Here is a 26,082-nt window from a genome sequence, read left to right as displayed (position 1 = left end):
TAGCAATTCCGTCGGTCTCTCAGTTGATTCGTAGTGACCGACTTGCGCCGTGTATTCAGTACGGGCCTACGAATTCATCAAAAATATCCAACTGTGCCGGTATTCAAACCCCCCAATTCGACCGCCTCACGCCTGAAAGATCGACCCGTTCGACGGTCGAACCGGGGCCTATCGAGTAGACACGATTCTCGGTGAATAACCGGTACGTCGGACTGCGAATTTATCACTCGATTTCTAACTGGCCGCTCCAGCCGTCTCTCTTATTGTCGTTCTCGCCCATTCGAGTTCGAACTCGATACTCAATTCATCGGGCCCGTCCGTTGCACTCGCACTCGGCTTTGACCTCAAACGTCGAGCGTACTGGAGGTTCCATTGTCACGGACTCGGAGCCGGATTTGACTGTGACTGCATCCGCTTGTTCAGCTGGATAAAATGTGGCTCACATGTGGCGAAAATATACCATTTCGGGGACTCAGGACCTTGAAACATAGCAGTATAGTCTATCAGTCGGTGGCGCATATAACTGACTGCGAACTATTGATAAATATTTGACAAATACTGTGTCTCTCATATCAATACCCAGAATCACCTATTGGGAAGGCTAAAAAGTGGACTTTTTATCACTCGGAGAGAGGTTTTTGGGTCCATATAGGACAACTAATACTCCTGCGAATACCACGAGAGTAGCGACGAGTAGGCCCAAACCGATAGTGGATGACACACCAGCAGCCCCTCCAATTGGATAATAGTTCAAGATGGCGTTCCCACCGGAATGCAGAAGTATAGCCGGCAAGACGCTCGAGTCCGTTGCATTAGTTATCCAGGTTAGGATTATCGAGAGAGCGAGAACTTGAGGGATATACAGCAACGGTGATAGCCCACTCTGAACCGCATTTGGTATCATGAATAGCGGAAGGTGCCATATAGCCCAGACCGTTCCGATTAGAAGTGCCGCCGTAAGTGCGCTATAGCGTTGTTGGAGACGAGGTAACAAGTAGCCTCGCCAACCGGGTTCCTCGAGGCCGCCTCCGAAGAGGAGAACGAAACCAAGATAGAGTGGATACTCGATCGCCCGCGGCACGGTTTCAAGAGCGACCTCCCCATCGAATAATACGAGTTGAAAAGACGCAGCGAAGAGTACTACTACAACTGGCAATACCAGCGCAAAGACATAGTATCGTGCCGGGACCCTAATTCGGAAAATCCCCGCTAGCCATGCTTTCAGGGATCGATCCGAGGCTTGTATCAGAACGAGACCAGCGAGGAAAGGGCCTAGTGTCCCGAGGACGAGTAACGCCGTCTGAATAAAGGAGGAAGCGTCTGGAACGATCGCCCAAAGACCCCAGATCGACCACGAAAACCCGTATGTGAGGGCGGTATAGAGAAGAAACGTAGCATTCGGTGACCTGTCAGTGAAGTCCATAGACACACCATAAGGCTAGTTGCCTTCAATCCCTGTTAAACGGTTCTGGACAGTCCCAAGGAGCGATTACAGTATCCTACTCCTGAGCAGGACTCCTGTGAAATATACTGCCTTCGCCGATAAAATGAATCCCCTGAACTGAGCGATTTCACATCTACTGCGTTTCGGCCTGCTTTCTGATCTGGAATCGACTCCCAGCGAAATACAGGCTCATGAATACGACTCCGATTACGAACCCAGTCGTGAGACTAACCGAAAGCCACTCACGGGGGGAAGCAGCGATTGGCCGGGGTTTCAGCACCTGAAAGTACAAGTACTGCAGTTCTTGCGAAAACTCGTGTGGGACGAGGAAACTACCGAAACTGGCCCCTGCACAGGCGAATGCCCGTACAAGGCGACTTGCTACTGGCATTCCTTGCCGTACACAGTCCAGATACACGAGTCCGGCTACACCTCCCCCGGCAACAAGTCCAGCTCCGAGCAGAATTTCGAGGAGGGCCATAATGTCGGCGTATGTGATCGGACTATCGCCATGCGTAATGAATTCATCCCATTCAACTGACTAGTGGTTCACCTGTTCTTAGCGAATCTTAGAATCCTAATGTGAGTTTTCGACTGTTCTATGACACTACAGGCGATCGCCCCGCGTTGGGACAGAAGGTGTAGGTCTACTCGATACCGCTAATCTCACAGTAGACGCAACGATGAATCCCGTCTTCAAGGGTGATCTGTGGGGAGCTAGCGGCATCGTGAGCAGGCCATCCACGACTTCGACGTAGAGAGCGATTCCTGGCGAATCCCCGCGAGAGGGATAGGTGCTGTCACAAGTGCCACCGCGTATCGTAAAGTCCCGGTAGGTGGACTATCCAGTATGGTCCCCTCCAGACAATCCCTCCGGTTGATCGCGCGTGGTGCGGGCACCCTGGCTGCCCTCGTTGGCGCATACAACGTTCTCTACCTGCTGGGTGCATTTGGCCCAGTTGGGTGCTGGCGATCTGTTAGTGTGAGCGGCACCACCTCTAGCAACGGAACTGAGACGATGTCGACACCGACTGTCACCCGCGAGTGCGAGTCAGGTATCGACTATCTTCTCCAAGGTGTGACGAGCGGTAACGCCCAGGTGCTGTTCTCATGGTCACTCGTCCTGCTTGCACTCATCGTCCTCGGCGGCTACGGTGTGTGGACCGGACGGCGGTATCTCACATGGGGCGTCGTCCTCGCGGGGACGGCCGTGTCCGTCGTCGGCGTCTTCAGTATCGGATGGTTCTTCCTGGGACCAACAGTACTATTCGCAGTTGCGGCGACAGCTCTGTCGTTCGAATCTCGGAGGGACGAGTGATCGCACCTGCCCCGGGGTCACGCATTAAAACCGGGGTTTTTCTCATGGGTCCCAGTAGCCATCCCTATGCCTTCCGACGACATCGCCCAGTTCCTTGCGAACTCGCCGGAGCGTCTGGCGTTACTCGCGAGTCTGTCCCAGGGGTCGACCTCGCCAAGCGAACTCGGGACCGAACACGAAGCCTCCAGACGGAGCATCCAACGGAACCTCGCGGAGTTCGTCGAGAGGGAGTGGGTCGAAAGTGATGGTGGGACGTACTCCCTGACAGTAACCGGCGAACTTGTCGCTGAAAAACACGGTGCGTACATAGAGACACTCGATCTTATCGACGAATTCGCGCTATTCTTTCGCTATCTTCCCGATATCGAACACGCGCCGGAGACAGCGTGGCTAAACGATTCCACGATCACCGTCGCGACCGAAGAGGACCCCCAGGCACCCGTTCACAGGTACGTCACGAGCGTCAAGCAGTTAGAGACCGATCGGATACAGATGCTCTCGCCTGTCTTAAGCCGTCTCTTCCACGAGGCACACGCCAAGCTGGCACTCCGCAAGGTCCACACGGAATTAATTATGCCGGCGCCGATGGTCGGGGAGGCACGCGAACGCAACGCCCTGGAGTTCGAGGCGATAATCAGACTAGACCTCTTCGAACTGTATTCTTTGCCTGGGGGATTCAACGTCGGCCTCACCCTCGGCGACGATGAACTCCTGATGGCTGCTTACGACGACGTCGGACAACTCCGAGCACTCGTCGAGTCACGAGAGCCAGAATTCTATGCGTGGGCGTCGGACCTGTTCGAACAATACCGCGAAAATGCGGAATTAGTAACGTCTTGAGCGGATCGACTGTCTCCAGTTGGACCTTTCTGGAGAACTGTTCCAATGTCTGTCCCGATAGCAACGCTGCGATATCGTCGAAGCGGACGTAACTGGAGAATGTCTCGGTCGCTTGGTTTGAATCATTTAAATTCTCGCGAGCACCTAGCGAACTGGTCGAGTCACGGTTGGACTGTATAGCTTCTATAGGCTTTGTTGATATCCTATTGTCTCGACAACTTTCCCGCTGAAATAGCCGTTTGGTGGGTTTTGCCTATTGAACGGTTATTTCTCCCCATATAGTCCCGAATTAATTGTGTTTCAACAGTGCCAGTGTAGTCACTCTACTGCGAGAAGACGTGGCTCGTCGCCAACGGCTGCGAAGACGGCCCCATCGGCGATACTCACACCCGAGGCGTACCCGCCATCGTGGGTATACTGCCATCGCTGTGGGTCGATTCGTGCTCCGGCGACACCTGTCCCGCCAGAGAGTTTGTACGCGAGGATACTATCGGTACCACCGATATACAGCGTATCACCGGCTGCGGCGGGAATAGTGCTTGCTGCTTCAGCAAACGTCCAGCGCTCGCGTCCGCCATCAGTACCCAACTTCGTGAGCCCGCCACCATCGGCGCCGTACACCGCGCCAGCGGCGCGAACGAGTAGCCCCTGAGCGACCGGTCCAACTTCTGTGTGCCAGCTTACGCGCCCGGCGTGTGCGGCGGTTCGCAGTTTGAGGACACCCCCACCGAAGGTCGCAACATACAGCGAGTTGCCCTGCTCGGCCGTCATTGCAGTGACGCCACCAGGGACCTTCGTTCGCCAGAGCCCGCGCCCGTCATAGACCATATATACTTCTCCACCTGTCGTCCCCGCTGTCACACCAGCGATGTTCGGAGCAACGAGCCGAACGATCTCGCCATACACAGATCTCTTCCATCGAACAGTGCCCGGCGAGCTGGAGGCACGGTCTTCCAGCGATACCTCGAGGAGTTCTCCTTCGATGGTCCCGATGTAGAGGTGGTGCCAGTCGTATCCCGCCACAGGAGGTGCAGATACTCGGCTGGCTGTTTCGATACGCCATTGTTCGTCGCCTGATTCCACATCGAGCGCGACGAGCCCGGATTCCGTCCCGACGTATGCGACCCCATCGTGAACGGCTGGTGGTTGATACTGGACGGCTGTGTCTCCCGGCTCCTCGTCACGAAATCGCCACAACAACTCTCCGCTAACTGCATCAAACGCTTCGATCCCGTACCACGTCGACTGTAGCACAGTCCCGTCTGCGATGATCGGTTGTCCGATCGGAGTTCCCTCAAGCGAGGCGGTAAAGCGCTCAGTAGGTGACGATCGTGGGGCGGCTGCTGAGGGAGCATATCCTGACCTCATACGGTCAGCGCCGAACATCGGCCAGTCCGTGTTCGAGTCGGTCCCCGGGGTCGCACCGGTTCTCTTGGTGCTCACACACCCCGTGAGAGAGGTGAGGGCTCCGGTGGAAATACCTGCAAGTACTGCGCGTCTGGAGGGCATCATTCACAAGTCTGAACGAGAGATCAAATCTCTTCTGCATAGGATATCCGCTGTTTGCCGCAGATTCAGATCAGTTGTATCGAACCATCAGGCCGCCTCCGATGATACCTGCCAATCTGTGGGCAGTGAGCCGCTGGTTCCGCTGGCGGACCTTGTCATCGACTGACGTCGAAGTGGTATTAGCCCTCATTCGTTAACTTCGTACACCTACTGAGCGGCAGTTCGACTCCGAACCCGATTATGAGAACTTGCCTCGACGTGGTGAGTCGCTTCGGTACGTACAGTCCGCGACCTCACCGATGGAGCTGTTCCCTAAGTGACCAATATTTGGGTAGTGGGTCCGTCAAATCGAACACAGTTTGTGGTCTTTGAATCCGGCCTGATCATACTCGGGTTCGCTATTGCCGCACAGGTGTCTCCTCCAGACGTTTACAGTCTGGTAGTAGCGACACTGGAAATCTTATTTGTGACCTACCCGCTTTCGTATTGGTTGGCCTCTAGACGCCGCTAACCGATACGCACATCCGCTGTACGTGGCGGTTGGAGTGTGAGAACTAGGTCACCGAGATGTTATGATACTAATATGGTGTTTTCAGTGGCTATCCCGATCATGCTCTGGCGACGGTCTCCCGTCCAACGATTGACTCCCTACTGCGACGCGCCGCTTGCAACTACGTTCACCACCGTATCGTATACGACGCCGCAGTCCGCACCGCAACCGGTTGCTTGTGGCCGCGCTGTCGGTGCGGTGGGTTCTGGCTCAGTGGTTTTTCCCTCTGATGTAGGCTGTCCCCGGTATCTCTCCGTGAGCGAGGGACTCTCGGCCGAAGTACGCGACAATGGCGAGGACGACGAGCAGTGTGACCAGTAATTGAGTTGCCGTGACCGTTGCGACGGCGGTTTCGTTGATGACACCGTCGACGATGAGTAGATCCGGCGCCAGCGGGAGCAGGATGTCGGCGGTGTTCACCATCGCGTGGAGGACCATCACGATGAGCACGCTACCTGTGTTGTTGTAGGCCCACGCGAGAATCACCGACAATAGGACGATCCCGGCGAACCATCCGAGTTGATTAGCGAGCGTGAAACCGGAGTGAGGGGTGATCGGGATGAGGAAGTACGGGAGGTGCCACAGCGCCCAGACCACGCCGAGGATTAGACTCGCTGAGAGGGCACTGTATCGCTCGTTCAGGTAGGGCTGTGCAAACCCTCGCCACCCCGGTTCCTCGTTCAACCCACCGCTGACTGTGAGTCCGAATACGAATACAATGGCGATCAGAACGGGTGACTGCAAGGATTGGTCGATATCAACCGGGCCACCGATAGCCGCGAGCACGACAGTGGTGACCGCAACGATACCGATCGGGATTCCGAAGGCGGCCACCCACCAGGGCCAGCCGACCCGCCACCGGACGATCTGGCGGGCCCACGCTCGGACGTCGTCGCCGCGTACCCACGTCACCACGGCTGCACTCACTGGCGGGCCGAAGCTGCCGATGTAGATGAGGATCCACGCGGTCCAGCTCTCTTGCATAAACGCGGCCGGGGCCGAGACGATCCACGTGAACGTGAATGTGCCCACGAAGAACGCTGCGACTGGATGCTCTTCGATCCAGGAGGTCTGATTGCTCATCATAGCGTGGGTAGTGTAGACTCTGCCGATAAATGTGTTGGATATCTAATAATTGGTCGGACAGATCACGTTTCTGTGTTAAAGATAAATCATTGACATAACGGGGAGTGGTTTGCACCAGGTATCCCGCCGATCTGTGACGAGATGGACAGAAGGATGGCTCCGGAAGAGTGGCCCCGTGATGAGTGAATGAGCGATTCAACCTGTCGGGAACTTACTAACTAATTGATGAGTGAACGGGACGCGGACCGCGTCGGGTCCCGGGTTCCACAGGGCTGAGTTCTCCTGAACGTCACGACCACGGCTCGACGCTGGAGAGGTCGAACCGCTGCGCCAGTAGTTTCGTCCAGACGACCAGGAGGACGTACCCGACTACCAGTACGGGGAGCAACACTCCCATATCGGCGTCGAGCCCGTCGACCGTCCGGATGTGGACGACGTTGAACGCCGAGTTGTGGATCGTGTGGGCGAGCCAGGGTGCCCAGAGGCTCCCCGTCCTGTAGAACAGGTAGCCGAAGACGAGGCCCGCGGCCATCGTGACCAGGACAAGGCCGACAGCCTCGGTCAGGGCCGCTCCCACCGTAAGATCGCCCGTAACCGCGTCCTTCATCGGCCAGACGGCGTGCCAGAGCCCGAACAGGAGGGCCTGGAGGAGGTTCGCCCGATGGAAGGACAGCTCGCCCATGAAGTGCGGGAGCATGACGCCCCGGAACAGCCCCTCCTCCATGAACGAGTTCACCACGTTCCCCAGGAGGAGAAACGCCGTGAACCAGACGCCGCCCTCCAGACCCGTCTTCGGATCGATGGCGACGAAGACCAGTCCAGGTGACTGCTCCGTGCCGGCGAGGGCCAGGTACTGGAACCCGAACGCCGCGACGAAGACGACGGCGGTCCCGACGCCACCGACGAGGACGACTTTTCCGATGGCTCTTCTGTGCAGGCCGATGGAGGTGACGGTCCGTCCGAGGGCCCAGACGTACCCGAGGACGAGGAGGAACCCCAGGAACTTCGAGAGGATGATCTCGCCGAGGAGTTCGTCGAGCTGGAGGACGAAAATATCGATGAATCGGAATATCGCTGCCAGCCCGAACAACAGCAGTGGAACGGCGATCGGATGCCGCCGGTCCGTTTCCCGAATTCTCGAACGCCAGCTAGAACTCCGATACCCACTCCCATCGGTCCCCGGGTCCGTCATGGTGAATTCTACCGTGGGAGTCCCGAGACGGGAGTGTAAGTGTTGCTCTGGGGGTCGCGTCGTGTGCAGCGACACCGACCACGATCGAGACGCCGCTCTATAGTAGCGTCCCGGTGGACCGCTCCGTCTCGTCAGTAGTATCGGTCGAGGATGACCGACTGGAGGGCCCCGGCGATCCCAGACTGGTCGATCGTCGAGACGTTACTCAGGACGGCCATCGTGTACGGGGGATCGTCGTGGTGGAGGGCCACCGCCGAGTAGCCAGGGATCGTGCCGGTGTGGCCGATGAGTTCCTCACCGTCGATATCGACCCGGCGGAGACCAAGTCCGTAGCCCCGCTGGGTGGGGACGTCTTCGTCCGGCGCATCGACGAACGTCCGCATCGCCTCGAGGGCCTCCTTCGTGAGGACGCGTCCGTCGATCAGCGATCGGAGGAAGCCGGCGACGTCGGGGGCCGTCGAGAGGACGCCCCCCGCGGCGTACCCACCGGATTCAAGCGACGTCCGGAACCCGGTGAGGTTCCGGCGGCCGAGCCCGAATATCGACTCATCGTAGGCGTTGGCAATCACCGCGTCGTCGGAGTAATCGAGGTAGTACGTCCGGTCGTAGCCGAGTTCCTCCCGGACGAGTGCAGCGAGGAGATCGCCGTAGGAAGTGCCAGTTGCCCGTTCCAGTATCAGCCCGAGCAGCGCATAGTTCGTGTTCGAGTACTCGTGGCGCGATCCGGGGTCGAACTTCGGCGGTGTGTCCCGGACCGGGTCGATCAGCTCCGCAGGCTGCCAGCGCCTCGTGGGCTGACCGAAGTACCGGGCGATGAACCAGGCGTCCTCGGTGTAGCTCGGCACGCCGCTGGTGTGGTTCAGGAGCATCCGCACCGTCACCTCGTCGGCGTACGCGAGGTCGACCCACTCCTCGAGGCTGTCGTCCAGCCCGATTACCCCGAGGTCGACGTGGCGGAGTGTCAGAGCGGCGGTGAAAAGCTTCGTCACGCTACCGACGTAGAGCTGTGAGTCGAAGGAGAGCGGCGCGCCGTCGTCGTGATCGGCGTTGCCAGCGACGCCACGCCAAGAAGTTCCGCCGTTGAACCGGACAGTCGCCTGTAAGCCGACGGCGTCGCGTCGCTCGCTGTGAGCGTCAAGTTCCGCCAAGAGTGCCTCACCGGGGACGGCGTCCGCCCCAGGGCCGGTCGCTCGGCTCCGCTCGGTCGGCGCCGTCGCGAGGTCAGTCCGGTCGAGGCCTGACGTAAGGTATGCGGCACGGCCCGCCCAGCCTGCCATTCCCAGGGCGGCCGCCGTGGCCGTGCCACCGAGGATCCGTAGGACGTGACGCCGGTCGATGTCCGGAACCGGGAGCATACCGGACGACCAGTCACTGGTGGCGTCGTTCCCGTCATCCTCACGGTTGTCCGCCAAGCCGTCAGGATCGCCGGTGCCGGGCGTCATGTGATGATAAGAATAGTCGGGGGCCCGCAATAAATGGATAGTCGACCAACTCCGGGTGACTGCATCCCGGCCGACTCCATCGTCGTCTCTGGGTCGTTCTGTTCGCCCAGGAAACGGTTGATTCAGTCTCGCTGTTGGATCTCAAGTCCGTCCGCAGCGGCGATCCGGAAGGAGTCCCCGGTCGGTAGCTCGACGAGCACCGTCGTGTCGTCGACGACTGCGACGTCGAACGCCGAGAGGTGCTCGAACAGCTCCCAGAGCGGTGTCCGGAGCGTGTCCAGTCCCTTTGCCCAGTACCGTCCAACGACCGCAGGGTGACTGAGCAGCGCCATCTCGACTGGCCCGGAGTAGGTCGCACCACACTGCGAGCAGACGCAGGAGACGATCGCGGTGGCCGGGTCGACGTTCGGTCCGGTCTGGAGTGTCTCCTCGATTGCACCCCCACAACGCTGGCAGACGCCGTCGAGCGCCGTGTCGAACTCCGCTCGCATCTGCCGGTCGGCGGCACGCAACGCGGCTCGGCAGTCCTGGTCGGCGACGTGGGCGGGGCGCAGATCGTACCGGAGCAGGTTTCTCCCACAGGACCCGCAGTCGACGTTCGCGAGCCGACCGTCGTAGGTGGTTTCCCCGGTGGTGTCCCCGCACTCCGGGCAGTGCGTCGAGACAGAGACTGATTCGAACTCCGGTTCGATGGTGTACTCGCCGGCGGTCACCGACTGGACGATGCGGCGGCCCGTATCGGTGATGACGTACCCCCTATTCGACTGCTGGACGTATCGTGGGGTTAGGCGGTCAAGGTGGTAGGCAAACTGGGAGGTGTTCGGACCATCGACGGCCTCGTACAGTTCGGTGAAGGTGTATCGCCGGTCAGCGTCGGTGTCGCGGAGCGCCTCGAGTATCCGGAGCCGGAGCCGGCTCGCCAGTACGCCGAAAGCGTCCTTGGCGTCCGCAGTGCTGGAGTTCACGGGTGAATCCGGAGACGATACCGGACGGCAAGTCCGTTTCGACCGGCCGATCCCTGGGGGACCGCCGCCACGACTCCCGTGTTCGCATCAGAAATCTATCTATAATCGATACACGTGACTTCTCTGATAAATGTAATATAATAGATACTTTTATCGCCATCGGTCGTGTTCGCTCGGAATATGTCCACTGTACGCGTCCCCTTTGTCGGGGGCCATCCCGTCGCGACGCACGTCGTCATCTCCGTGCGCAGGTTCGTCGATATCGTGGCCGTCTATGGACGAGAGAAACTCGCGCTGAGCTCGATATCCGGAGCGGCCGACGTGGGTGGCGAGCGGGCAGAACCGCCGGAGGATATGAGATGACTGCGATCGAGATCAACGGATTGACGAAACAATTCGGCGATGTACTGGCAGTTAACGATCTCGACCTCGAGGTCGAGGAGGGCGAGATATTCGGGTTCCTCGGACCGAACGGCGCCGGGAAGTCGACGACGATCGATATCCTGCTTGACTTCGTCCGCCCGACGTCGGGGACTGTCCGCGTCTTGGGCCACGACGCCCAGGCGGAGGGTGAAGCGGTCCGACGGCGGACCGGCGTACTGCCCGACGCCTACCACGTCTACGACCGCCTCACCGGGCGTCAGCACCTCGAATTCGTTCTCGAGATGAAGGGCGCCGACGAGGACCCAGACGACCTGCTGGAGCGGGTTCGGATCGCCGACGCTGCCGACCGGAAGGCCGGCGGCTACTCGAAGGGGATGCGCCAGCGGCTCGTGCTGGCGATGGCGCTGGTCGGCGACCCCGAGTTGCTCGTCCTCGACGAGCCCTCGACGGGCCTGGATCCGAACGGCGCCCGCGAGATGCGGGATATCATCCGCGAGGAGAACGAGCGCGGGACGACCGTCTTCTTCTCGAGTCACGTGATGGAGCAGGTGGAAGCTGTCTGTGATCGGGTGGCGATACTCAACCAGGGTCAACTAGTCGCCGTCAATTCGATCGACGGACTTCGGGATGCCACCGAGGCCGGCGAGGTTCTCTACGTATCCGTGCAAGATCTCAGTGACACCATCGTCGAGCAGATCGCACGGATCGAGGGAGTCGGAACTGCGTCGATCGACACTGACCGGCTTCGCGTAGCCGTGAACGATGGCTCGAAGTTCGCCGTACTCTGCGATATCGACGAAGTCACGTCCGTCCACGATTTCTCGGTCGTTGAGTCGTCCCTCGAGGACCTCTTTGTCCGCTACACGAACGAGAATCGGGAGGTTCGGAAATGACCTGGTTCGTCGTTGCGAAGAAGGATTTCCGCGACGCGGTCCAGTCGCAGGCCCTCTGGGCGCTGGTCGCGGTGTTCGTCGTCCTGTCGCTCTTCTCGACGTACGCCTACGTCGAAGTCCCCGAAATGTTTGGCAGCTCAGGTGGGGCGACCTTCGCCGGCTTGCTCTTCTTCACTGTCGGACTGACCGGTTTGTTCGTCCCGCTGGCCGCCATCGTTGTCTCCTACAAGTCACTGGCCGGCGAGCGCGAACTCGGGAGCATCAAGTTGCTACTCTCGCTGCCCACTAATCGGCTTGCCGTCTTCGCGGGCAAGGTCGCCGGACGGGCGGCCGTCCTGGCATTCGGCCTCAGCGTCGGTCTCGTGGTCGGACTCGGATTCGGATGGTTCCTGCTCGGTGGGTTCGATGTCGTTGCCGCGTTGATATTCCTGGTAGCCACGCTTAGCTTTGCAGTCGTGTACGCAAGCATCGTGGTCGGTCTCTCGGCGACGACAGGTTCGACCTCCCGAGCAACGACGCTCGCGCTCGGCTTCTTCGTCGTCTTCGAACTGTTCTGGGACGTCGTCCCGATGGCGCTCGTCTACGTTGCCTCCGGGTTCCGACTCCCGGCATCGATGCCCGACTGGGTATTCCTCGTCAGTCAGTTATCGCCGTCGTCCGCGTACCTCTCGTCTATTGTCGCACTACTGCCGGGGCTGGCTGACGCTGCCGGCGGTGCCGGACAGGCCGGCGTCGAAGCATCTCCGGCCGATCCATTCTACCTCGTTCCCGAGGTCGGCCTTGTCGCTCTCGTGTTGTGGTTCATCGTTCCGTTCGGCGTTGGATACTACCGGTTCAACCGAGCGGACCTCTAAGAGTGTTTGAACCGACTTCCGAGTCAGATGACGAACATCCACGAACTCATCGATGTCGGGACCATCCAGGTCAGTGCACGCTTTCTGCGCGATGCGAAGTTCTTCGCCCGGTCGTTCGACTCACGACCGCTCATCGAGGTGGCGAGTGAGTCGGAGGCCAGTGTCGACGATCTCGATCGTGCTGGTGAGCAGACTGTCCCCGTCGACACACCGATCGGGGCGTTCGAGGCGGCGTACATGCCCTGGCAATGGCGTGGCCCGGACTATCCGACGCTCATCTATCACCACGGGAGTGGCGAGCGACCGTTCGACTTCGGGCGGTTCAGTTCGAACTCGTTTCGGCGATTGTTCGTCGAAACCGATGAAGAGATTCCAGCTAATCTCGTAGCCGTCAGGGCACCGTTCCACGACGGGTCGAACATGGAGTACGCCCGGGCGATGGGCGACCTCGAGAACTTCGTCGGGATGCTCGCCGCCTCGGCCGCCCTCATCGACGCACTCGCGACACAGGCGAGCGATCGAACCAATAGCCCGGTTCTCGCATCGGGTATCAGCCTCGGAGGCTGGGCTGTCAACCTCCACCGGGCCTGCTTCGACACCGTCGATCGGTACGCCCCGATCTTCGCCGGGGCCGCGCTGGGCGAGCTGTTCGTTTCGTCCGTCTATCGGAAAATGACTGCCGGGGCAGCCCGGAGACGGCCGGACCACCTCCGTGAGGTGCTCGACTTCGAGGAGGAGTTCAGGGCCGTCGACGCGACCAACTGTGCCCCGCTTCTTGCCCGCTACGACCGCATCATCGAGTACGACCGACAGCGTCCGGCTTACGCGGGGATGTCGCTGTCCGTACTCGATAAGGGGCACGTCACCGGGTCGCTTGCGACCGATCGGCTCCGCGAACACGTCCTCAGTGTCCTCTCGGAGCCTGACACGGACCGGATCTGTTGAGGATAGGTATCGAGCAGTTGGGAGCGATCTGAGCGGGTCGGATCTATCCCTGACTGGGTGTGGATAGCAAGAGCCGGAGAGTCGCTATCGAAACCACTCGGATATCAGTACTCGAATTCCGCCGATCACCAGCCTGTCGAGGGTGTGAGCTGCGACACTGTAGGAGAGAAAGAACACGACCATCACGAACAGTTCGACGAGGTCAAACGCGACGACGTCGACGGTGGCGATGACGGGGATAAGCGACAGCAGGGCCTCGACCGCACGGTCGAACGTTATCACGGCGACGACAGTGCCGGCGATCACCGCCAAGAGGTACCCGGCTGTTCGGAACGGCGGCGAGGTGACGCGTGACCACACGCGTAGTTGGTAGTCGTTGTACGTACCGACGCCAAGCTCCGCGAGTTGACGCCGTGTCTGGTCGATCGCGGTCACCACAAGTATGAACCACAGCGCGGTCGCGAGCCCGAATCGAACGAACGAGGGTGACAGATCGAGAACCGTATCGCTGAACACTGTGACGACGGCCGGGGTCACGCGATCTACGAGGACGTAGAACAGGAGGTAGCCGAGGATTGCCTCTATCGGTCCGTACGCCGGGAACTGGCTATCTTCCTCGTCAACGTGACGAGCCTCGCCTGCGACAGACATGCTCATGTGTGACCGATGACGAAGGGCGCCTTCAATTGATATCCTCTCGCGCCTAAAGACGCGGATATTCTCCTTGCGTTTTATAGGTTCGTCAACGTCGTCCCGTGAGTACGGACGTTTGGTCGTCGGTGGCCTGAGAGTGCCTGAGCAGCGACGTTGGTTATTGTTGGGGGAGAACAGGGCGTCTCCCCCGCTGATAGAATTTGGAGTGAAGACTGGTACGTCTTGTACCGCGCAAATCACATCAAACTTTTAAGCAATTGATTTGATATGAGTGGTATGCGTCTATCATTCGGGACAGCGGGGCATCGGGGCGTCGCGGTCGTCCTTGTCGCGATACTCCTCCTTTCGACAGTGACTGGTGTCGCGGCAGCACAGTCCGTTCAGGGAGCCACGGGGACGATTGTCGTCGAAGAAGGACAGACAGTCTCCAGCGTCAACGCGCTCACGGGGAGCATTGTAGTCCGAGGAACTGTCACGGGTGACGTCTCCGGCGCCGCCGGGACGATTCACGTCGCCGAGGGTGGGCGCGTTGAGGGATCGATCTCGGGCGCCGCCGGGGACGTTCGCATTGACGGCGTGGTCGGCGGCGACGTCAGTGCCGGCAGCGGAAACGTCCAGATCACTGAGACCGCCACGATCGGCGGCGACGTCAATGTCGGCGCGGAATACGTCCGCATTGACGGCCGGATCGACGGCGACGTCCGTGTCGGCGCTGAGACGATCGTGCTTGGACCGAACGCAGAGATCGGTGGCGAGTTCCGCTATGACGCCGCCCAGTTCAGACAAGATCCCGAGGCGACGGTCGCAGGCGGCGTCGTGGAGGATTCGAACCTCCGAGGCAACGTCGGTGCCTTCACGCTACCCAACTGGGTAACATGGGGATACGGGCTCCTCGCAAACCTCCTGCTCGGAGCGATCCTACTCGCTCTCTTTCCCACCTTCTCGACGAGGCTCGCAGGGCGTGTCTCTGAAGAGCCTGCAAAAACCGGCGGGGTTGGATTGCTGACGCTTGTCGGAGGCCCGATTCTCTTGGCGCTGGTCGCCATCACGATCATCGGTATCCCCTTGGCCATCCTCGGTGCAATTGCGTTCGGACTTACAATCTGGGCTGGAGCCGTCTACGGCCAGTACGCCGTCGGTGCGTGGGCCATTCGGCGGGCCGGACGGGACGGCCGGTGGCTGGCGCTCGTGGTCGGCATCGTCGGATTCGCCATTCTGGGTGCGGTCCCGGTCTTGGGCGGATTCCTCGTATTCGGTGCGCTCCTGCTGGGACTGGGTGCACTCGCGTTGGAACTCCGGGACTCGTTCCGAACCCGGCGACGCTCGGGCCCCATCGATCGACAGACGACGTTCGACGAGTCGTTTATCGATTCAAGCATGGGGTCTTCCACCGAACGGACGACAGACACTCAGTGAACCCCTCGGCGCAGATCACAGGAGAGACGGCGGTGACACAACGTTTTTCTCGGCACCAATATTCGACATCGGTGTGTCTTCAACTGAGAGGATCTCCTCCTTCGCAAAGCGGTTCGGCGTGATGCTGCTAGCCGGAATTCCCGGAATCCTCGCTCTCATGGGGTACATCTATCTCACGACGCCATCGACGGCAGTCCCTGCCGGACTGTCGCTCCCTCTCCTTGCTGTGTCCTCCGGTCTCAATTCGCTTCTCATACTCGTCGTCGCGTGTCTGCTCGGCACATACGCGGCCCCAACGGTGGGGTTGCGATCGTACCTCAACGATCGGGCGGGAACAGGTGACGGAATCTGGCCACGTCTCCGTCCCGAGGTCAGCCTCGCCGTTAGCTTCGGCGCCCTCGGAGGCATACTGGTTCTGCTTCTCGACGTCGCCTTGGCACCGTTCGTCGCTCAGGACCTACCCCAGTCCGCGATCGGGGCGACCGATCCGACCGTGGCGAACGTCCTCGCGTACGCCCCGGTCCGCTTCCTCTACGGTGGCATCACGGAGGAGCTACTGCTCCGGTTCGGGCTCATGTCGACGCTCGCGTTCGTCGGCTGGTACGTCACGGGCCGTCGATCGGACGGTCCCGGTCCGGGGGTCATGTGGGCCGCGATCGTGATCGCTGCTGTGCTATTCGGTATCGGTCATCTCCCGGCGCTCGCTCAGTCCGTCAGCTTAACCCCGGCACTAGTCGCTCGAACGGTCCTCCTGAATGCGATTGCAGGCGTCATCTTCGGGTGGCTGTACTGGCAGCGGAGCCTCGAGGCAGCGATGGTGGGCCACGCCACGTTCCACGTCCCGCTGGTGGTGCTTTCGCTCGTTCAGGTCGCACTGCTCTGACGGCTTTTGGATGGATGCTATCTGCACTGTGCAGATCGGCGACCAGCGATCGGCCCTGAGGGAGCCACTGGATCAGTCGGTACACCCGCCTTCGAGTCCAGCCTAGGCGGACAAGAGCCTTCATACATCCTCTCTATTCAGTAGGCCCATTTTGTCAGTTATACTGGATTCCCCACAGACGACTAACCGACCCCGTCTGGAACGGAGGGAACGCGATCACGCCCTCTTCACCCGGCAACCTGTGCTATCGCGACGGCTTCGCGATAGCACGCGACTGCCAGCAGCAGATACCCGCCGACCAACAGCGCCCACTCGCGTTGTGTCAGCGACCAGTCGCTGGGCGATCGAACGCGATCGAACTCTTCTCGCCACCGAGGGCCGGACTTCTGATGCCAAAGCATCACGCCCCGCGTCGCGACCACGATCGCGACGAACGCCGTGATCTCCATCGGGCCGCTCCGTTCGACGAGCACGGTCAGTGACGGTGCGATTCGCTCACCCGTCCCGATGGCGAGTGACCCGGTCCCCCAGACCGCTCCGTACCAGGGCGCCTGGACGACCTCAATAACGTACCCCATCGGGGTGTTCACCGACCGGAGCGTGTTCGCGCCGACGGCAATCAGGGAGACGCCGACGTTCCACCCGAACAGCCACAGGAACTCCCACATGACGCTCCCCGCATACCCCGTGGTCGCACCCGGGTTCCCGCCGCGTAGCAGCCCTTGAGGGAAGAAGAGGTAGCTGAGGATCCACGCCGCCGTGAACACGCTCGCGATGACGGCCCACAGGGCGACGAACCGTACGAGGGCGTCGCCGTGGTTGACGTACCGTCCGACCCGCTTCGATAACCCACGGGCGGACCCGATCGCGTTCGACGCTGCCATACGGACCGTCGTCGTTGGCCGCGGACAAATATATTAGCGAACTGGACGGCCGGCGCCAAGCGACACCCCAAAGGCAACGACAAGGGCACCGACGGCGACGGTGAGCATCGTGACGAGCAGTCCGAGCCCGAGGGTCGTCGTCGCACCTACGACACCCCAGACGGGGTAGTGCCAGTTCGCGAACAGTACATGACGCCAGGCCATGTGGAGTGATGGTATCACCGCTGGTACACCTCGATTCGGGAACTCGGGCCATGGAGTGCCGTGGGCATGGTTACGTTTCTCCCGGGATCGTGATGGGTTCGAACCGCTGGAGGCCAAAGTACGTGTTCAAGACGGCCCCGAAGCCGACGACAGCGACGCCCAGTTGTGCGATCCCACCGAGGTACGGCACGAACCCGAGGAGCTCGAGGGCGAGCAGGAACACGGCGATCCCTGCGAGCGTCGCGACGCCATCGCGTTCGATCGGGAGGCGCGTCCCGATGAGGTATCCGAATACGACTTGACCGTAGAGGATGACCAGGAACTCCGCGAAGAGCCCGATGATGGCGACCGGGAGCAGGATGAGGGTGAAGGCCATGTAGACGAAGAGGACGAGGAGGCTCGTTGCACCGAGGCTGCCGACGACGCCGCTGACGAGCGCGTGCTCGGTGATAGCCGCGCTGACGTTCTCGATGACGAGTGGATGCCGCTCAACGAGCCACCAGCCGAACGCGCCGAGGACGAGGAACTGTAGGAGGAATCCCCCCACCCGCTGGGCGGGCGAACTCGACGGGGTTGGCGGCTCGAATTGCGAGACGTGACCGACCGACGCGTCGGAGCCGACCGTAGGGGATCCCGAATACGTCCGGAGGGTTCCGGTCACGGTCGCGTCGTCACGTACGGAAAGATTCCCGTTGAGGAGCGTCACGTCCCCCTCAACGGTGCCGTCGATGGCTGCGGTGCCACCGATCACGTACACGTCACCCTCAACGGTCGCTTCCCCGGGGACAGTGGTGGTTCCGCCGGCGACGACGTGAACGTCCGCAAGTGAGTCGATATCGTTGTCGCCCTGGAACGTCACGGACATCTCCTGGACATCGCCGCCTCCGATGGAGACCATGAGGAGGACGACGATGAGGAGCGGGATGGCTTCCGTCGGACTCATGGATTCATACCTCCGCTCTCGCGAGCGAGTTCGACCATCCGTCTGGCGTACAGGCCGACCGCGAGTCCGAACAGGAGGAGCAGAGAGAGCGCCTGCACCACGTTCAGGTGGGAGAGGAGTGTGAGGTCGGCTGCCTGGAAGTACAGCGCAAGTGCCGTGCTCGAGAACGTGGCAAGCCACCCGGCGACGCCGATACCGATCGCTGAGTGAGTACCGATCGTCTCCGGCGTCGAGAGGTCGGGCCAGAGTGCGAAGTTCAGTGTCGTGTAGAAGCTCACGGCGATCGCGTACAGGGCGGGATTCAGGACGGACGTTCCGTCCCCCGCGATCGTGGGGAACACCGCGGCGAATCGCAGGTCGGACGTGTACATGACGTGCGTCAGGGCGAACAGCGCGAACGTCCAGAGGAAGACCCGCGAAAGCGAATAGTTCGCGTAGATGACGCCGGCCATTACCGCACCGGCAACGTGTGCAACGGCAATAAATAGCCGTATCGTGAGGTCGGGCGACTGCCAAGAACTCAGCAGGAGCGATGGCGTGTCGATGATCCGAAGGAACCCCAGGCTGTCGATGAAGAACACGCCGAACATCAGAACGACCGGAACGACGAAGGCCAGACTCCGCGCCTGAACCGGAGCCCCGTGACAGAACCGTCCGGTACCATACGTCTCGTGTTGTGCCCCGAGGACATCGAGGAGCGCATCGAGACGATCGACGCGGACGAACGACAGGACGGCCAGCACGAGTATGCCCGGCGCCATCGCGGCAACCATCAGCCGACTAAAGACGTCGACCGACCAGCTGAGCGGAATCGCGTTCGCCAGGAAATACGCGATCGCCGTGATCGCTGCGGCGACGTACCCTCGGTCCGGCACCGGAACGAGGTCGATGGCGAGTGAGAACGAAACGGGAAATCCGACCCCGAGCCCGATCGACGCGAGGACGATCCACGCACCGAACGCGGGAACGGTCCGAATCATCGGGGCGACGAGCGTGAGCGCGAACTGAACACAGACGACGCCAAACAGGAGTCGGAGCTTCGTTCGGAAGTGCGTGCTCCAGCCTCGGCGGTCCATCGTCACGCCGGTCACGGCCGCCACAACGAGGGTCACGAGCGCCAGCGCCGCCATCCACATCGAGACGGCCGTCTCGGACATCCTGACGAGGCGCGTCCCAAGGTCGATGAGTCCCAACTGGACGAACGTGAGGTTGTAGTAGTAGCCGGCGACCATCAGCGCGACGAAGAGCCCATATCCGGCCACCGTTATCCATCGGCGTTCGCGAACGTGCGTGCTAAATTCCATTTGGGCCGTCTTGACCGGTCGTGCACGCGGATACTAATTAACTACAATGTCGTCGCCAGTCAGGCGCTCTGTCACTGCGCTCGTTCGATCCATGGACCACCAGTACCGGGGTGAACCGTCGTATCGCCCCATTCCGGCGTGAAGATCGCCATCAAGGCTTGTCCGTTCTTGGCGACCGTCTCCGTAGATTTCGGGTGGCTAACTCGGATGGATCACTGACAGTGATCTCTGCAAGATCGCGCAAAATCCCCGTGATTCGGGACACGGTAGTGCGTAGTAGTCCGCGACGGCTCCAGAACACGCTCATTTCAGTGCTCTTTCCCCCTCCGACACTACGGAAGGATCGAAAACCAGCCCATTCAGAATGGTGATCCTGATAACTTCTGTATAACTGTATCCACTAAGCAAGTGACTATCTTTCGGATGTCCACACAGGTAGTTGAAAGAGTGGACAGAACTCCGAGATGGAACTCGATTCCTTGGAATTTGACACGGCCCACACAGATGTCACCGTCGTGTCGATCACCCGTGTCGAGAGCCGAACCGCTATACGCCGGGCGACCGTCGACTCGGACAGACCGATGCCGACGGCGCCAACCGACCCCGACCTCCGGCTCGCGGTCACCACACGCGCGGAGACGTTCGAGCGCCTCCGCGAGCGCCTCGCTCCCCACGGAATCGCCGTCGACCACGTCCAGCCGGACGAGCGCGTGCTCCGGGTCGCCGGCGCCGACGGCGACTGCGACGGTGACCGCGGTGGCGACGCCGACCGCGACGGCGATGTCGACCGCGCTGACGACGGCGAAACCGGAGACGGGCCGGCCGAGTTCGATGGCTTCGACGCCGGCTGGGTGTATCCGTCACGGCTGATGGAGGGCGCCGTGATCGACGCCCGCCTCGGCGTGCCGTGGGTGAACGGCCGCGAGGCGGTCCTCGCCTCGCGCAACAAGGCGGGCACGCTCGCGCGCCTCGCCGACGCCGGCCTCCCGGTGCCGCGGACGCGACTCGTCTCGAATCCCGCCGACGACGAAGCGGTGCTGGCCGCGGCCGCCGCGATCGGCTACCCGCTGGTCGTGAAGCCCAACTCGACGACGCGCGGCGCCGGCGTCGCGAAGGTGACCGACCCGGACTCGCTGCTCGGCGTGACGGACTATCTCGACCTCGTCCACGACTACCGCGCGACCGGCGACAAGTCGTACCTGCTGCAGGAGTTCCTCCCCGCCGCGACCGACTACCGGGTCATGGTGCTGGACGGCGCCTACGCCGGCGCCGTGGAGCGCCGACTCTCCGAGGCGGCGCTGACCGAGGGGAAGTGGAAACACAACGTCCACCGCGGCGCCGTCGCCGAGGGCGTCGACCTCCCGGAAGCGGCACGGCGGCTCGCCGAGCGCGCGGCGGAAACACTCGGGATCCCGCTGCTCGGGGTCGACCTGCTGGAGTCGGACGACCGGCTCGTCGTCTCGGAGACGAACGCCCGGCCGACGATCGACGCCGCCGAGAAGTACCGCGAGGGGTTCGACGCGGATCTGGCGGCGCTCGTACGGCGGACAGCGAAACGATAGCGGTCGGATCCGGTGCCGTCGGCGACCGTCGCCGTTACTCCACGTCGATGTCGGCGGAGGGCTCCAGCGCGTCGAAGGTGACCTCGAGCACGCCGTTGTTGAACGCCGCCGACGCGGAGTGCTCGTCGACACGGACGGGGAGCCGAACCCGTTCGTCGAAACGTCGGTCGGCGCCCTCCGCGGAGATCGTGAGCGTTCGGCCGTCGCACTGGAGGTCGATCCCGTCCTTGTCGACTCCCGGCAGGTCGGCCACGAGGCGGAGGGTCTCGCCCTCCTCGTACACCGACACGTGGGTCTCGTCGCCGAAGCCGGCGTCGCCGCCGGGCTCGCCGGCCATCTCGCTCATCATCCGCTCGATCTCATCGAAGATATCGCCGAACGGATCGTCGCGGTCGTCGCGCATACTTACCCGAGGTAGTTCGCTCCCCCGAATAAGCCTTCTCCCCGGAAGCGACCCGACGCTGTCGGCGACGACGGCGAGTGTGCCGCCGCGACGATGCTCCCGCCGCTGCGACAGCGTACCGCTCGGTTCGGTCCGATGCACCCACAAGCGATAAGGTCCCGGACATCGGTTATTCGGATATGAGTAAATCGTACCTCGAAGCGGGCGACGACGTCGACGAGCCGGTCCGGGTGGGGTTGAACGGGTTCGGTCGGATCGGCCGCAACGTCTTCCGCGCGGTGCTGGAGGACCCGCGGATCGAGCTCGTGGGCATCAACGACGTCATGGAGGGCGAGGAGATGCGGTATCTGGCCTCCTACGACTCCGTGATGGGCCGGCTCGACGGCGTCGAGTACGACGCCGACGCGAACGAACTGTCTATCGGCGACACCGCCGTTCCGATCCTCGACGAGCAGGACCCGGCGGACCTCCCGTGGGACGACCTCGACGTGGACGTCGCGCTGGAGTGCACGGGCGTCTTCCGCACGAAAAGCGACGCCGAGCGACACGTCGAGGCGGGCGCGGACGTGGCCGTCATCTCCGCGCCGCCGAAGGGCGAGGAGCCGGTCAAGCAGCTCGTCTACGGCGTCAACCACGAGGACGAGTACGAGGGCGAGTCGGTCGTCTCGAACGCCTCCTGTACGACCAACTCCGTCACGCCGGTCGCGAAGGTGCTCGACGAGGAGTTCGGCATCGCCTCCGGGACGCTGACGACGGTCCACGCCTACACGGGGAGCCAGAACCTCGTTGACGGCCCGAAAGCGAAGACCCGGCGCGGCCGCGCGGCCGCCGAGAACATCGTGCCCACGTCGACGGGCGCCGCGCAGGCGGCGACGGAGATCCTGCCCCAGTTGGAGGGCAAGCTCGACGGGATGGCGATGCGCGTGCCGGTCCCCAACGGCTCGCTCACCGAACTGGTCGTCGACCTGGAGGCGTCGCCCTCGGCCGACGAGATCAACGAGGCGTTCCGCGACGCGGCCGACTCCGGTCCGCTCGCGGGCGTGCTCGGCTACACCGACGACGAGGTCGTCAGCCGCGACATCCTCGGGCTGCCGTTCTCCTCGTACGTCGACCTGCGCTCGACGAACGTCGTCGGCGACGACGACGAGGGCATCGCGAAGATCCTCACGTGGTACGACAACGAGTACGGCTTCTCGAGCCGGATGCTCGACGTGGCGGCGTACGTCGACGCCTACTGAGCCGTCTGCTCGGTCCGTGGGGCAGACTGCGGTTCAGGGTGGCAACCCGCGGCGGCGGGGGCGTCCCGCACGCCGGAATACCAAACCATTACTCGCCCCCCGACCGACCTCGCGGGTATGACGCTCCGGAACCCGCCGTTGCGCGAGGCCCACGCCGAGCGCGACGCGAAGTTCACCGAGTTCGGCGGGTGGGACATGCCCGTGGAGTTCGAGTCGATCCGCGCCGAGCACGCGGCAGTGCGCGAGGCCGCCGGCGTCTTCGACGTCTCGCACATGGGCGAGATCGAGGTCGCAGGCCCCGACGCGGTGACCCTCCTGAACCGCCTCACGACCAACGACGTGACGGCGCTCTCGCCGGGCGACGCCCAGTACGCCGCGATCACCCGCGAGGACGGCGTGATGCTCGACGACACCGTCGTCTACCGGCTCCCCGACGAAGAGCGGATGGATGACGACAGGAACGACGGCGCCGTCGACACGGAGGGCGCCCCCGTCAACCCGAACGGGGACGACGCCGGCGAACGCGACGACGTCGAGACGGTCCCCGCGTACCTGTTCATCCCGAACGCGGGCCACGACGCACAGATGCACGAGCGGTGGGTCGACCACCGCGACGAATGGGACCTCGACTGCGAGGTCCGAAACGTCACCGAGGACTGGGCGATGTTCGCCGTGCAGGGCCCCGACGCGCCCGACCTCGTCGCCGACGCGGTCGACGACGGCGGTCCCGACGTGCGCGACCTCTCGCGGTTCTCGGCGACGTTCGCGCCCGTCGCCGGCGCGGACTGTTGGGTCGCCCGCACGGGCTACACCGGCGAGGACGGCTTCGAGGTGCTGTGTCCGTGGACGGATGCCGAGGCGGTGTGGGCGCTGTTCGCCGACGACGCGACGCCGTGCGGCCTCGGCGCGCGCGACACGCTGCGCATCGAGGAGGGCTTCCTCCTCTCGGGGCAGGACTTCGATCCCGAGGACGAACCGCGGACGCCCTACGAGGCCGATATCGGCTTCGCGGTCGATCTGGACACCGAGTTCGTCGGGCGCGACGCGCTCGCCGCGCAGGCGGAGGCTGGCGTCGAGGAGACGTTCGTCGGCATCGAACTGCTCGACCGCGGCGTCCCCCGCCACGGCTACGACGTGACCAACGAGGACGGGCACGTCGTGGGGGCCGTCACCTCGGGGACGATGAGCCCGAGTCTCGGCAAGCCGATCGCGCTCGGGTATCTCCCGGTCGACCTCACCGATCCCGGTACCGAGGTCAACGTGGTGGTCCGCGGGCGCGAGAAGCGCGCGAAGGTCGTCTCGGTCCCGTTCGAGTAGCGCGCCGGTTCGGATACACCCAAGTACCCCCGCCCCGGCAACTCCGATAGACGATGAGCTTCGACGTTCCCGACGACCTGCGCTACCGCGAGTCACACGAGTGGATCGACCCGGAAACGGGCCGCGTCGGCATCTCCGAGTTCGCACAGGACGAACTCGGCGACGTGGTCTTCGTCGAACTCCCGAGCGAGGGCGACGCCGTTGCGGCGGGCGCCGAGTTCGGCGTCGTCGAGTCGATCAAGGCCGTCTCCGACCTGTACGCGCCGGTCTCCGGCGACGTGGTCGCGGTCAACGAGGCGCTGTTCGACGCGCCCGAACTCGTCAACGAGGACCCCTTCGGCGACGGCTGGATGCTCGAACTGGAGATCGACGAGGGCGACCTCGACGACCTCCTCTCGGCCGACGAGTACCGCGACCAGATCGCGTAGCGACGCGATACCCGTCCCTGAAACGGTCGTTTTCGCCTCCGGACACTTCTTGCCCGGCCCTCGTGTACCGGGGACCATGCCACTCGACCGCCGGTCGTTCCTCGCGACGACGGCGACGCTGGCCGTGACCGCCACCGGCGGCTGTACCGGCTGTGCGCCCTCCCCGACCGCCTCGCTCCGCATGGCCGCAGCCGACGACAGTGGGATCGCGCGCGCCGCACTCCACACGTTCGGCGCGGGCGACGGTGCCGACGACGACCCCGAGAACCCGGACGCGCTCGCCCGCGAGGTCGTCGAGACCGGCGCGGCGACCGTCGAGGACACCCACGAACCCCTCCCGACCGACGAGCCGGTCGTCGTCGGCGACGGCGTCTACCGGTTCGACGCCGAACGGGTCGACTCCCGCGAGCTGCGCTCGTTCGGCGTGACGATCAACCCGATCCGGGTCGCGGAGGGCGAGGAGACGCCCGGACCGAGCGAGCGGATCCGATACGGCGACCTCCCCGAGGTCGACCGGGGGGTGCTGGCGGGCCGCGGTTACGACGACGGTCGCCCCGTCGGGATCGGGACGAGCCTGTCGTACCGCCCCGAGACCGTTCCCGACTCGGTGCTGGTTCCCGAGCCGGAGTACCCCGTGATCGTGTGGCCGGACGGTCCGGCGCGCTTCGAGGTTGACAGCGACAACACGTACACGGTATACACCTACGAGCTGACGGCCGAGCGCGTCTCCTCGGCGACCGCGTTCGGCGCCGACGTGCGCGAGCGGTTCGGCTTCGAGCTCGACGGGCTCCCCGCCGGGGAACGCGAGATCGTCGACACGGCCACCACGACGGGCACAGCCGAGCCCGATGGTGGCCCCCATCCTCGCGCGGGCACGGACTACCACGTCGCCCACGACGAGGAGCCGAGCGACGGGTTCCGGTCGCTGGTGGAGCGGTTCCGCGCCCACCGCCGGGTCGTCGTCCACGACTGGCAGGAGGAGTCGTACGAGGAGTGGGAGGCGAGCGGCGAGTACGTCGTCGCCTACGAGGGAACGACCTACTGGACCCGGCTGGACGTGGACGAGTCCGTGTTCACCGAGACGCCGACGAAGCGTTAGCTCCACCGCGCGAGCAGGAACCGCTCTGCGACGTCGCGACCGTGCTCGTCCACCCAGTCCTCGGCGACGGGCTTCGCACAGTCGCGCGCCTCCATCACGCCCGTGACGAGGTCCGCGTACGGCCGCGGTGAGACCGTCGCCTCGTCGTCGACGTCGAGCGGATCGGCCTTCGGCGGGTCGACCGGATCGGTCACGCCGTCGCTCGGCACCGCCGACGGATACGTCTCACGCCCGCGCCGACAGCCGGCTGCACCGCCCGGGAACGAACGACTCTTGGTGGGTGCGCCGTAGGCACATCTATGGACAGACGTGGACACGCGGCGGC

At 62.7% G+C, this 26,082-nt stretch carries 26 protein-coding genes and 1 pseudogene; 13 read left to right on the top strand and 14 right to left on the bottom strand.

Translation table 11 applies throughout. From position 1 onward, the window contains the following. Window positions 1-223: 223 nt before the first annotated feature. Together ABJD39_RS04270 and ABJD39_RS04265 are read right to left on the bottom strand one after the other, a co-directional pair. Window positions 224-421 (bottom strand): annotated as a pseudogene (locus ABJD39_RS04270) (amphi-Trp domain-containing protein); the annotation flags it as partial. Window positions 422-601: 180 nt separating this feature from the next. Further along, a complete protein-coding gene (locus ABJD39_RS04265; RefSeq protein ID WP_348613693.1) occupies window positions 602-1,423 on the bottom strand; it encodes a CPBP family intramembrane glutamic endopeptidase in 822 nt (273 codons plus the stop codon). Window positions 1,424-2,426: 1,003 nt separating this feature from the next. Between ABJD39_RS04265 and ABJD39_RS04255 the strand changes: the two genes are divergently transcribed. Together ABJD39_RS04255 and ABJD39_RS04250 are read left to right on the top strand one after the other, a co-directional pair. Further along, the gene (locus ABJD39_RS04255) at window positions 2,427-2,762 is read left to right on the top strand and encodes a hypothetical protein (RefSeq protein WP_348612459.1); all 336 of its coding nucleotides are present in this window, start codon (window positions 2,427-2,429) and stop codon (window positions 2,760-2,762) included. A 66-nt stretch (window positions 2,763-2,828) separates the two neighbouring features. Continuing rightward, window positions 2,829-3,602, top strand: a complete 774-nt coding sequence (locus ABJD39_RS04250; RefSeq protein WP_348612457.1) for a helix-turn-helix transcriptional regulator — start codon at window positions 2,829-2,831, stop codon at window positions 3,600-3,602. 318 nt (window positions 3,603-3,920) lie between these two features. Here ABJD39_RS04250 and ABJD39_RS04245 read toward each other — a convergent pair whose 3' ends face one another. The 5 genes from ABJD39_RS04245 to ABJD39_RS04225 all read right to left on the bottom strand — a co-directional run bounded on the left by ABJD39_RS04245 (window position 3,921) and on the right by ABJD39_RS04225 (window position 10,346). Next, window positions 3,921-5,111, bottom strand: coding sequence for a PQQ-binding-like beta-propeller repeat protein (locus tag ABJD39_RS04245; protein WP_348612455.1), 1,191 nt, complete (start codon window positions 5,109-5,111; stop codon window positions 3,921-3,923). A gap of 760 nt (window positions 5,112-5,871) precedes the next feature. After that, window positions 5,872-6,747, bottom strand: coding sequence for a CPBP family intramembrane glutamic endopeptidase (locus ABJD39_RS04240; RefSeq protein ID WP_348612454.1), 876 nt, complete (start codon window positions 6,745-6,747; stop codon window positions 5,872-5,874). Window positions 6,748-7,036: 289 nt separating this feature from the next. Continuing rightward, entirely contained in the window at window positions 7,037-8,014 is a 978-nt protein-coding gene (locus ABJD39_RS04235) for a CPBP family intramembrane glutamic endopeptidase (protein WP_348612453.1), read from the bottom strand. Between the two features lie 56 nt (window positions 8,015-8,070). Next, the gene (locus tag ABJD39_RS04230) at window positions 8,071-9,381 is read right to left on the bottom strand and encodes a serine hydrolase domain-containing protein (protein WP_348612452.1); all 1,311 of its coding nucleotides are present in this window, start codon (window positions 9,379-9,381) and stop codon (window positions 8,071-8,073) included. A gap of 122 nt (window positions 9,382-9,503) precedes the next feature. Further along, the gene (locus ABJD39_RS04225; RefSeq protein ID WP_348612451.1) at window positions 9,504-10,346 is read right to left on the bottom strand and encodes a DUF7351 domain-containing protein; all 843 of its coding nucleotides are present in this window, start codon (window positions 10,344-10,346) and stop codon (window positions 9,504-9,506) included. A gap of 180 nt (window positions 10,347-10,526) precedes the next feature. Between ABJD39_RS04225 and ABJD39_RS04220 the strand changes: the two genes are divergently transcribed. From ABJD39_RS04220 to ABJD39_RS04205, 4 genes are read left to right on the top strand one after another with little or no spacing between them, the layout of a single operon-like run. Then, window positions 10,527-10,709, top strand: coding sequence for a hypothetical protein (locus ABJD39_RS04220; RefSeq protein ID WP_348612449.1), 183 nt, complete (start codon window positions 10,527-10,529; stop codon window positions 10,707-10,709). Further along, window positions 10,706-11,623, top strand: coding sequence for an ABC transporter ATP-binding protein (locus ABJD39_RS04215; RefSeq protein WP_348612447.1), 918 nt, complete (start codon window positions 10,706-10,708; stop codon window positions 11,621-11,623). The genes ABJD39_RS04220 and ABJD39_RS04215 overlap by 4 nt, the downstream gene beginning before the upstream one ends. Further along, the gene (locus ABJD39_RS04210; protein WP_348612445.1) at window positions 11,620-12,477 is read left to right on the top strand and encodes an ABC transporter permease subunit; all 858 of its coding nucleotides are present in this window, start codon (window positions 11,620-11,622) and stop codon (window positions 12,475-12,477) included. Before ABJD39_RS04215 ends, ABJD39_RS04210 begins: the two co-directional genes overlap by 4 nt. Before the next feature lie 27 nt (window positions 12,478-12,504). After that, window positions 12,505-13,422 carry a hypothetical protein gene (locus ABJD39_RS04205; RefSeq protein WP_348612443.1) on the top strand — a complete coding sequence of 306 codons (918 nt, stop codon included), beginning with the start codon at window positions 12,505-12,507 and terminating at the stop codon, window positions 13,420-13,422. An 84-nt stretch (window positions 13,423-13,506) separates the two neighbouring features. Here ABJD39_RS04205 and ABJD39_RS04200 read toward each other — a convergent pair whose 3' ends face one another. Next, window positions 13,507-14,079, bottom strand: a complete 573-nt coding sequence (locus ABJD39_RS04200; RefSeq protein WP_348612441.1) for a hypothetical protein — start codon at window positions 14,077-14,079, stop codon at window positions 13,507-13,509. A 273-nt stretch (window positions 14,080-14,352) separates the two neighbouring features. On the opposite strand from ABJD39_RS04200, the gene ABJD39_RS04195 reads away from it, so the two are divergent. Together ABJD39_RS04195 and ABJD39_RS04190 are read left to right on the top strand one after the other, a co-directional pair. Further along, window positions 14,353-15,492 (top strand): bactofilin family protein, encoded by a 1,140-nt coding sequence (locus tag ABJD39_RS04195; protein WP_348612439.1) that lies wholly within the window; start codon window positions 14,353-14,355, stop codon window positions 15,490-15,492. Between the two features lie 73 nt (window positions 15,493-15,565). Continuing rightward, window positions 15,566-16,375 carry a CPBP family intramembrane glutamic endopeptidase gene (locus tag ABJD39_RS04190; RefSeq protein ID WP_348612437.1) on the top strand — a complete coding sequence of 270 codons (810 nt, stop codon included), beginning with the start codon at window positions 15,566-15,568 and terminating at the stop codon, window positions 16,373-16,375. Between the two features lie 227 nt (window positions 16,376-16,602). Here ABJD39_RS04190 and ABJD39_RS04185 read toward each other — a convergent pair whose 3' ends face one another. From ABJD39_RS04185 to ABJD39_RS04170, 4 genes are read right to left on the bottom strand one after another with little or no spacing between them, the layout of a single operon-like run. Continuing rightward, window positions 16,603-17,259 carry a hypothetical protein gene (locus ABJD39_RS04185; RefSeq protein WP_348612435.1) on the bottom strand — a complete coding sequence of 219 codons (657 nt, stop codon included), beginning with the start codon at window positions 17,257-17,259 and terminating at the stop codon, window positions 16,603-16,605. Between the two features lie 33 nt (window positions 17,260-17,292). Next, window positions 17,293-17,481 carry a hypothetical protein gene (locus ABJD39_RS04180; RefSeq protein ID WP_348612433.1) on the bottom strand — a complete coding sequence of 63 codons (189 nt, stop codon included), beginning with the start codon at window positions 17,479-17,481 and terminating at the stop codon, window positions 17,293-17,295. 52 nt (window positions 17,482-17,533) lie between these two features. Continuing rightward, window positions 17,534-18,406 (bottom strand): polymer-forming cytoskeletal protein, encoded by an 873-nt coding sequence (locus ABJD39_RS04175; RefSeq protein ID WP_348612432.1) that lies wholly within the window; start codon window positions 18,404-18,406, stop codon window positions 17,534-17,536. After that, window positions 18,403-19,710: an MFS transporter gene (locus ABJD39_RS04170; protein WP_348612430.1), complete on the bottom strand. Its 1,308-nt coding sequence runs from the start codon at window positions 19,708-19,710 to the stop codon at window positions 18,403-18,405. The genes ABJD39_RS04175 and ABJD39_RS04170 overlap by 4 nt, the downstream gene beginning before the upstream one ends. A 581-nt stretch (window positions 19,711-20,291) precedes the next feature. Here ABJD39_RS04170 and ABJD39_RS04165 point away from each other — a divergent pair. Next, the gene (locus ABJD39_RS04165; RefSeq protein ID WP_348612428.1) at window positions 20,292-21,272 is read left to right on the top strand and encodes an ATP-grasp domain-containing protein; all 981 of its coding nucleotides are present in this window, start codon (window positions 20,292-20,294) and stop codon (window positions 21,270-21,272) included. A gap of 34 nt (window positions 21,273-21,306) precedes the next feature. Here the strand turns inward: ABJD39_RS04165 and ABJD39_RS04160 are convergent, their stop codons facing one another. Beyond that, a complete protein-coding gene (locus ABJD39_RS04160) occupies window positions 21,307-21,675 on the bottom strand; it encodes an Hsp20/alpha crystallin family protein (protein WP_348612426.1) in 369 nt (122 codons plus the stop codon). A 179-nt stretch (window positions 21,676-21,854) separates the two neighbouring features. On the opposite strand from ABJD39_RS04160, the gene gap reads away from it, so the two are divergent. The 4 genes from gap (at window position 21,855) to ABJD39_RS04140 (ending at window position 25,757) form a co-directional block, all read left to right on the top strand. Next, the gene (gene gap, locus ABJD39_RS04155) at window positions 21,855-22,913 is read left to right on the top strand and encodes a type I glyceraldehyde-3-phosphate dehydrogenase (RefSeq protein WP_348612424.1); all 1,059 of its coding nucleotides are present in this window, start codon (window positions 21,855-21,857) and stop codon (window positions 22,911-22,913) included. A gap of 117 nt (window positions 22,914-23,030) precedes the next feature. Next, window positions 23,031-24,230, top strand: a complete 1,200-nt coding sequence (locus ABJD39_RS04150; RefSeq protein ID WP_348612422.1) for a glycine cleavage system aminomethyltransferase GcvT — start codon at window positions 23,031-23,033, stop codon at window positions 24,228-24,230. Window positions 24,231-24,283: 53 nt separating this feature from the next. Next, entirely contained in the window at window positions 24,284-24,658 is a 375-nt protein-coding gene (gene gcvH, locus ABJD39_RS04145) for a glycine cleavage system protein GcvH (RefSeq protein ID WP_348612420.1), read from the top strand. 76 nt (window positions 24,659-24,734) lie between these two features. Then, a complete protein-coding gene (locus tag ABJD39_RS04140; RefSeq protein WP_348612418.1) occupies window positions 24,735-25,757 on the top strand; it encodes a hypothetical protein in 1,023 nt (340 codons plus the stop codon). On the opposite strand, the gene ABJD39_RS04135 is transcribed toward ABJD39_RS04140, so the two are convergent. After that, window positions 25,754-25,951 (bottom strand): hypothetical protein, encoded by a 198-nt coding sequence (locus tag ABJD39_RS04135; RefSeq protein WP_348612416.1) that lies wholly within the window; start codon window positions 25,949-25,951, stop codon window positions 25,754-25,756. The two genes, ABJD39_RS04140 and ABJD39_RS04135, sit on opposite strands and share 4 nt — an antisense overlap. Window positions 25,952-26,082 lie beyond the last annotated feature (131 nt).

This window comes from Halobaculum rarum, assembly GCF_040025155.1.
Taxonomy (GTDB): domain Archaea; phylum Halobacteriota; class Halobacteria; order Halobacteriales; family Haloferacaceae; genus Halobaculum; species Halobaculum rarum.
The sequence above is the reverse complement of the archived record's forward strand: the minus strand, read 5'-3'. Positions and strand labels throughout refer to the sequence as shown.

Coding starts and splice junctions, on each gene's coding strand:
- ABJD39_RS04265 (WP_348613693.1), bottom strand. CDS start 1,423: ATGGACTTCACTGACAGGTCACCGAATGCTACGTTTCTTCTCTATACC.
- ABJD39_RS04250 (WP_348612457.1), top strand. CDS start 2,829: ATGCCTTCCGACGACATCGCCCAGTTCCTTGCGAACTCGCCGGAGCGT.
- ABJD39_RS04245 (WP_348612455.1), bottom strand. CDS start 5,111: ATGCCCTCCAGACGCGCAGTACTTGCAGGTATTTCCACCGGAGCCCTC.
- ABJD39_RS04240 (WP_348612454.1), bottom strand. CDS start 6,747: ATGATGAGCAATCAGACCTCCTGGATCGAAGAGCATCCAGTCGCAGCG.
- ABJD39_RS04230 (WP_348612452.1), bottom strand. CDS start 9,381: ATGACGCCCGGCACCGGCGATCCTGACGGCTTGGCGGACAACCGTGAG.
- ABJD39_RS04220 (WP_348612449.1), top strand. CDS start 10,527: ATGTCCACTGTACGCGTCCCCTTTGTCGGGGGCCATCCCGTCGCGACG.
- ABJD39_RS04215 (WP_348612447.1), top strand. CDS start 10,706: ATGACTGCGATCGAGATCAACGGATTGACGAAACAATTCGGCGATGTA.
- ABJD39_RS04210 (WP_348612445.1), top strand. CDS start 11,620: ATGACCTGGTTCGTCGTTGCGAAGAAGGATTTCCGCGACGCGGTCCAG.
- ABJD39_RS04205 (WP_348612443.1), top strand. CDS start 12,505: ATGACGAACATCCACGAACTCATCGATGTCGGGACCATCCAGGTCAGT.
- ABJD39_RS04200 (WP_348612441.1), bottom strand. CDS start 14,079: ATGAGCATGTCTGTCGCAGGCGAGGCTCGTCACGTTGACGAGGAAGAT.
- ABJD39_RS04195 (WP_348612439.1), top strand. CDS start 14,353: ATGCGTCTATCATTCGGGACAGCGGGGCATCGGGGCGTCGCGGTCGTC.
- ABJD39_RS04185 (WP_348612435.1), bottom strand. CDS start 17,259: ATGGCAGCGTCGAACGCGATCGGGTCCGCCCGTGGGTTATCGAAGCGG.
- ABJD39_RS04175 (WP_348612432.1), bottom strand. CDS start 18,406: ATGAGTCCGACGGAAGCCATCCCGCTCCTCATCGTCGTCCTCCTCATG.
- ABJD39_RS04170 (WP_348612430.1), bottom strand. CDS start 19,710: ATGGAATTTAGCACGCACGTTCGCGAACGCCGATGGATAACGGTGGCC.
- ABJD39_RS04165 (WP_348612428.1), top strand. CDS start 20,292: ATGCCGACGGCGCCAACCGACCCCGACCTCCGGCTCGCGGTCACCACA.
- ABJD39_RS04160 (WP_348612426.1), bottom strand. CDS start 21,675: ATGCGCGACGACCGCGACGATCCGTTCGGCGATATCTTCGATGAGATC.
- gap (WP_348612424.1), top strand. CDS start 21,855: ATGAGTAAATCGTACCTCGAAGCGGGCGACGACGTCGACGAGCCGGTC.
- ABJD39_RS04150 (WP_348612422.1), top strand. CDS start 23,031: ATGACGCTCCGGAACCCGCCGTTGCGCGAGGCCCACGCCGAGCGCGAC.
- gcvH (WP_348612420.1), top strand. CDS start 24,284: ATGAGCTTCGACGTTCCCGACGACCTGCGCTACCGCGAGTCACACGAG.
- ABJD39_RS04140 (WP_348612418.1), top strand. CDS start 24,735: ATGCCACTCGACCGCCGGTCGTTCCTCGCGACGACGGCGACGCTGGCC.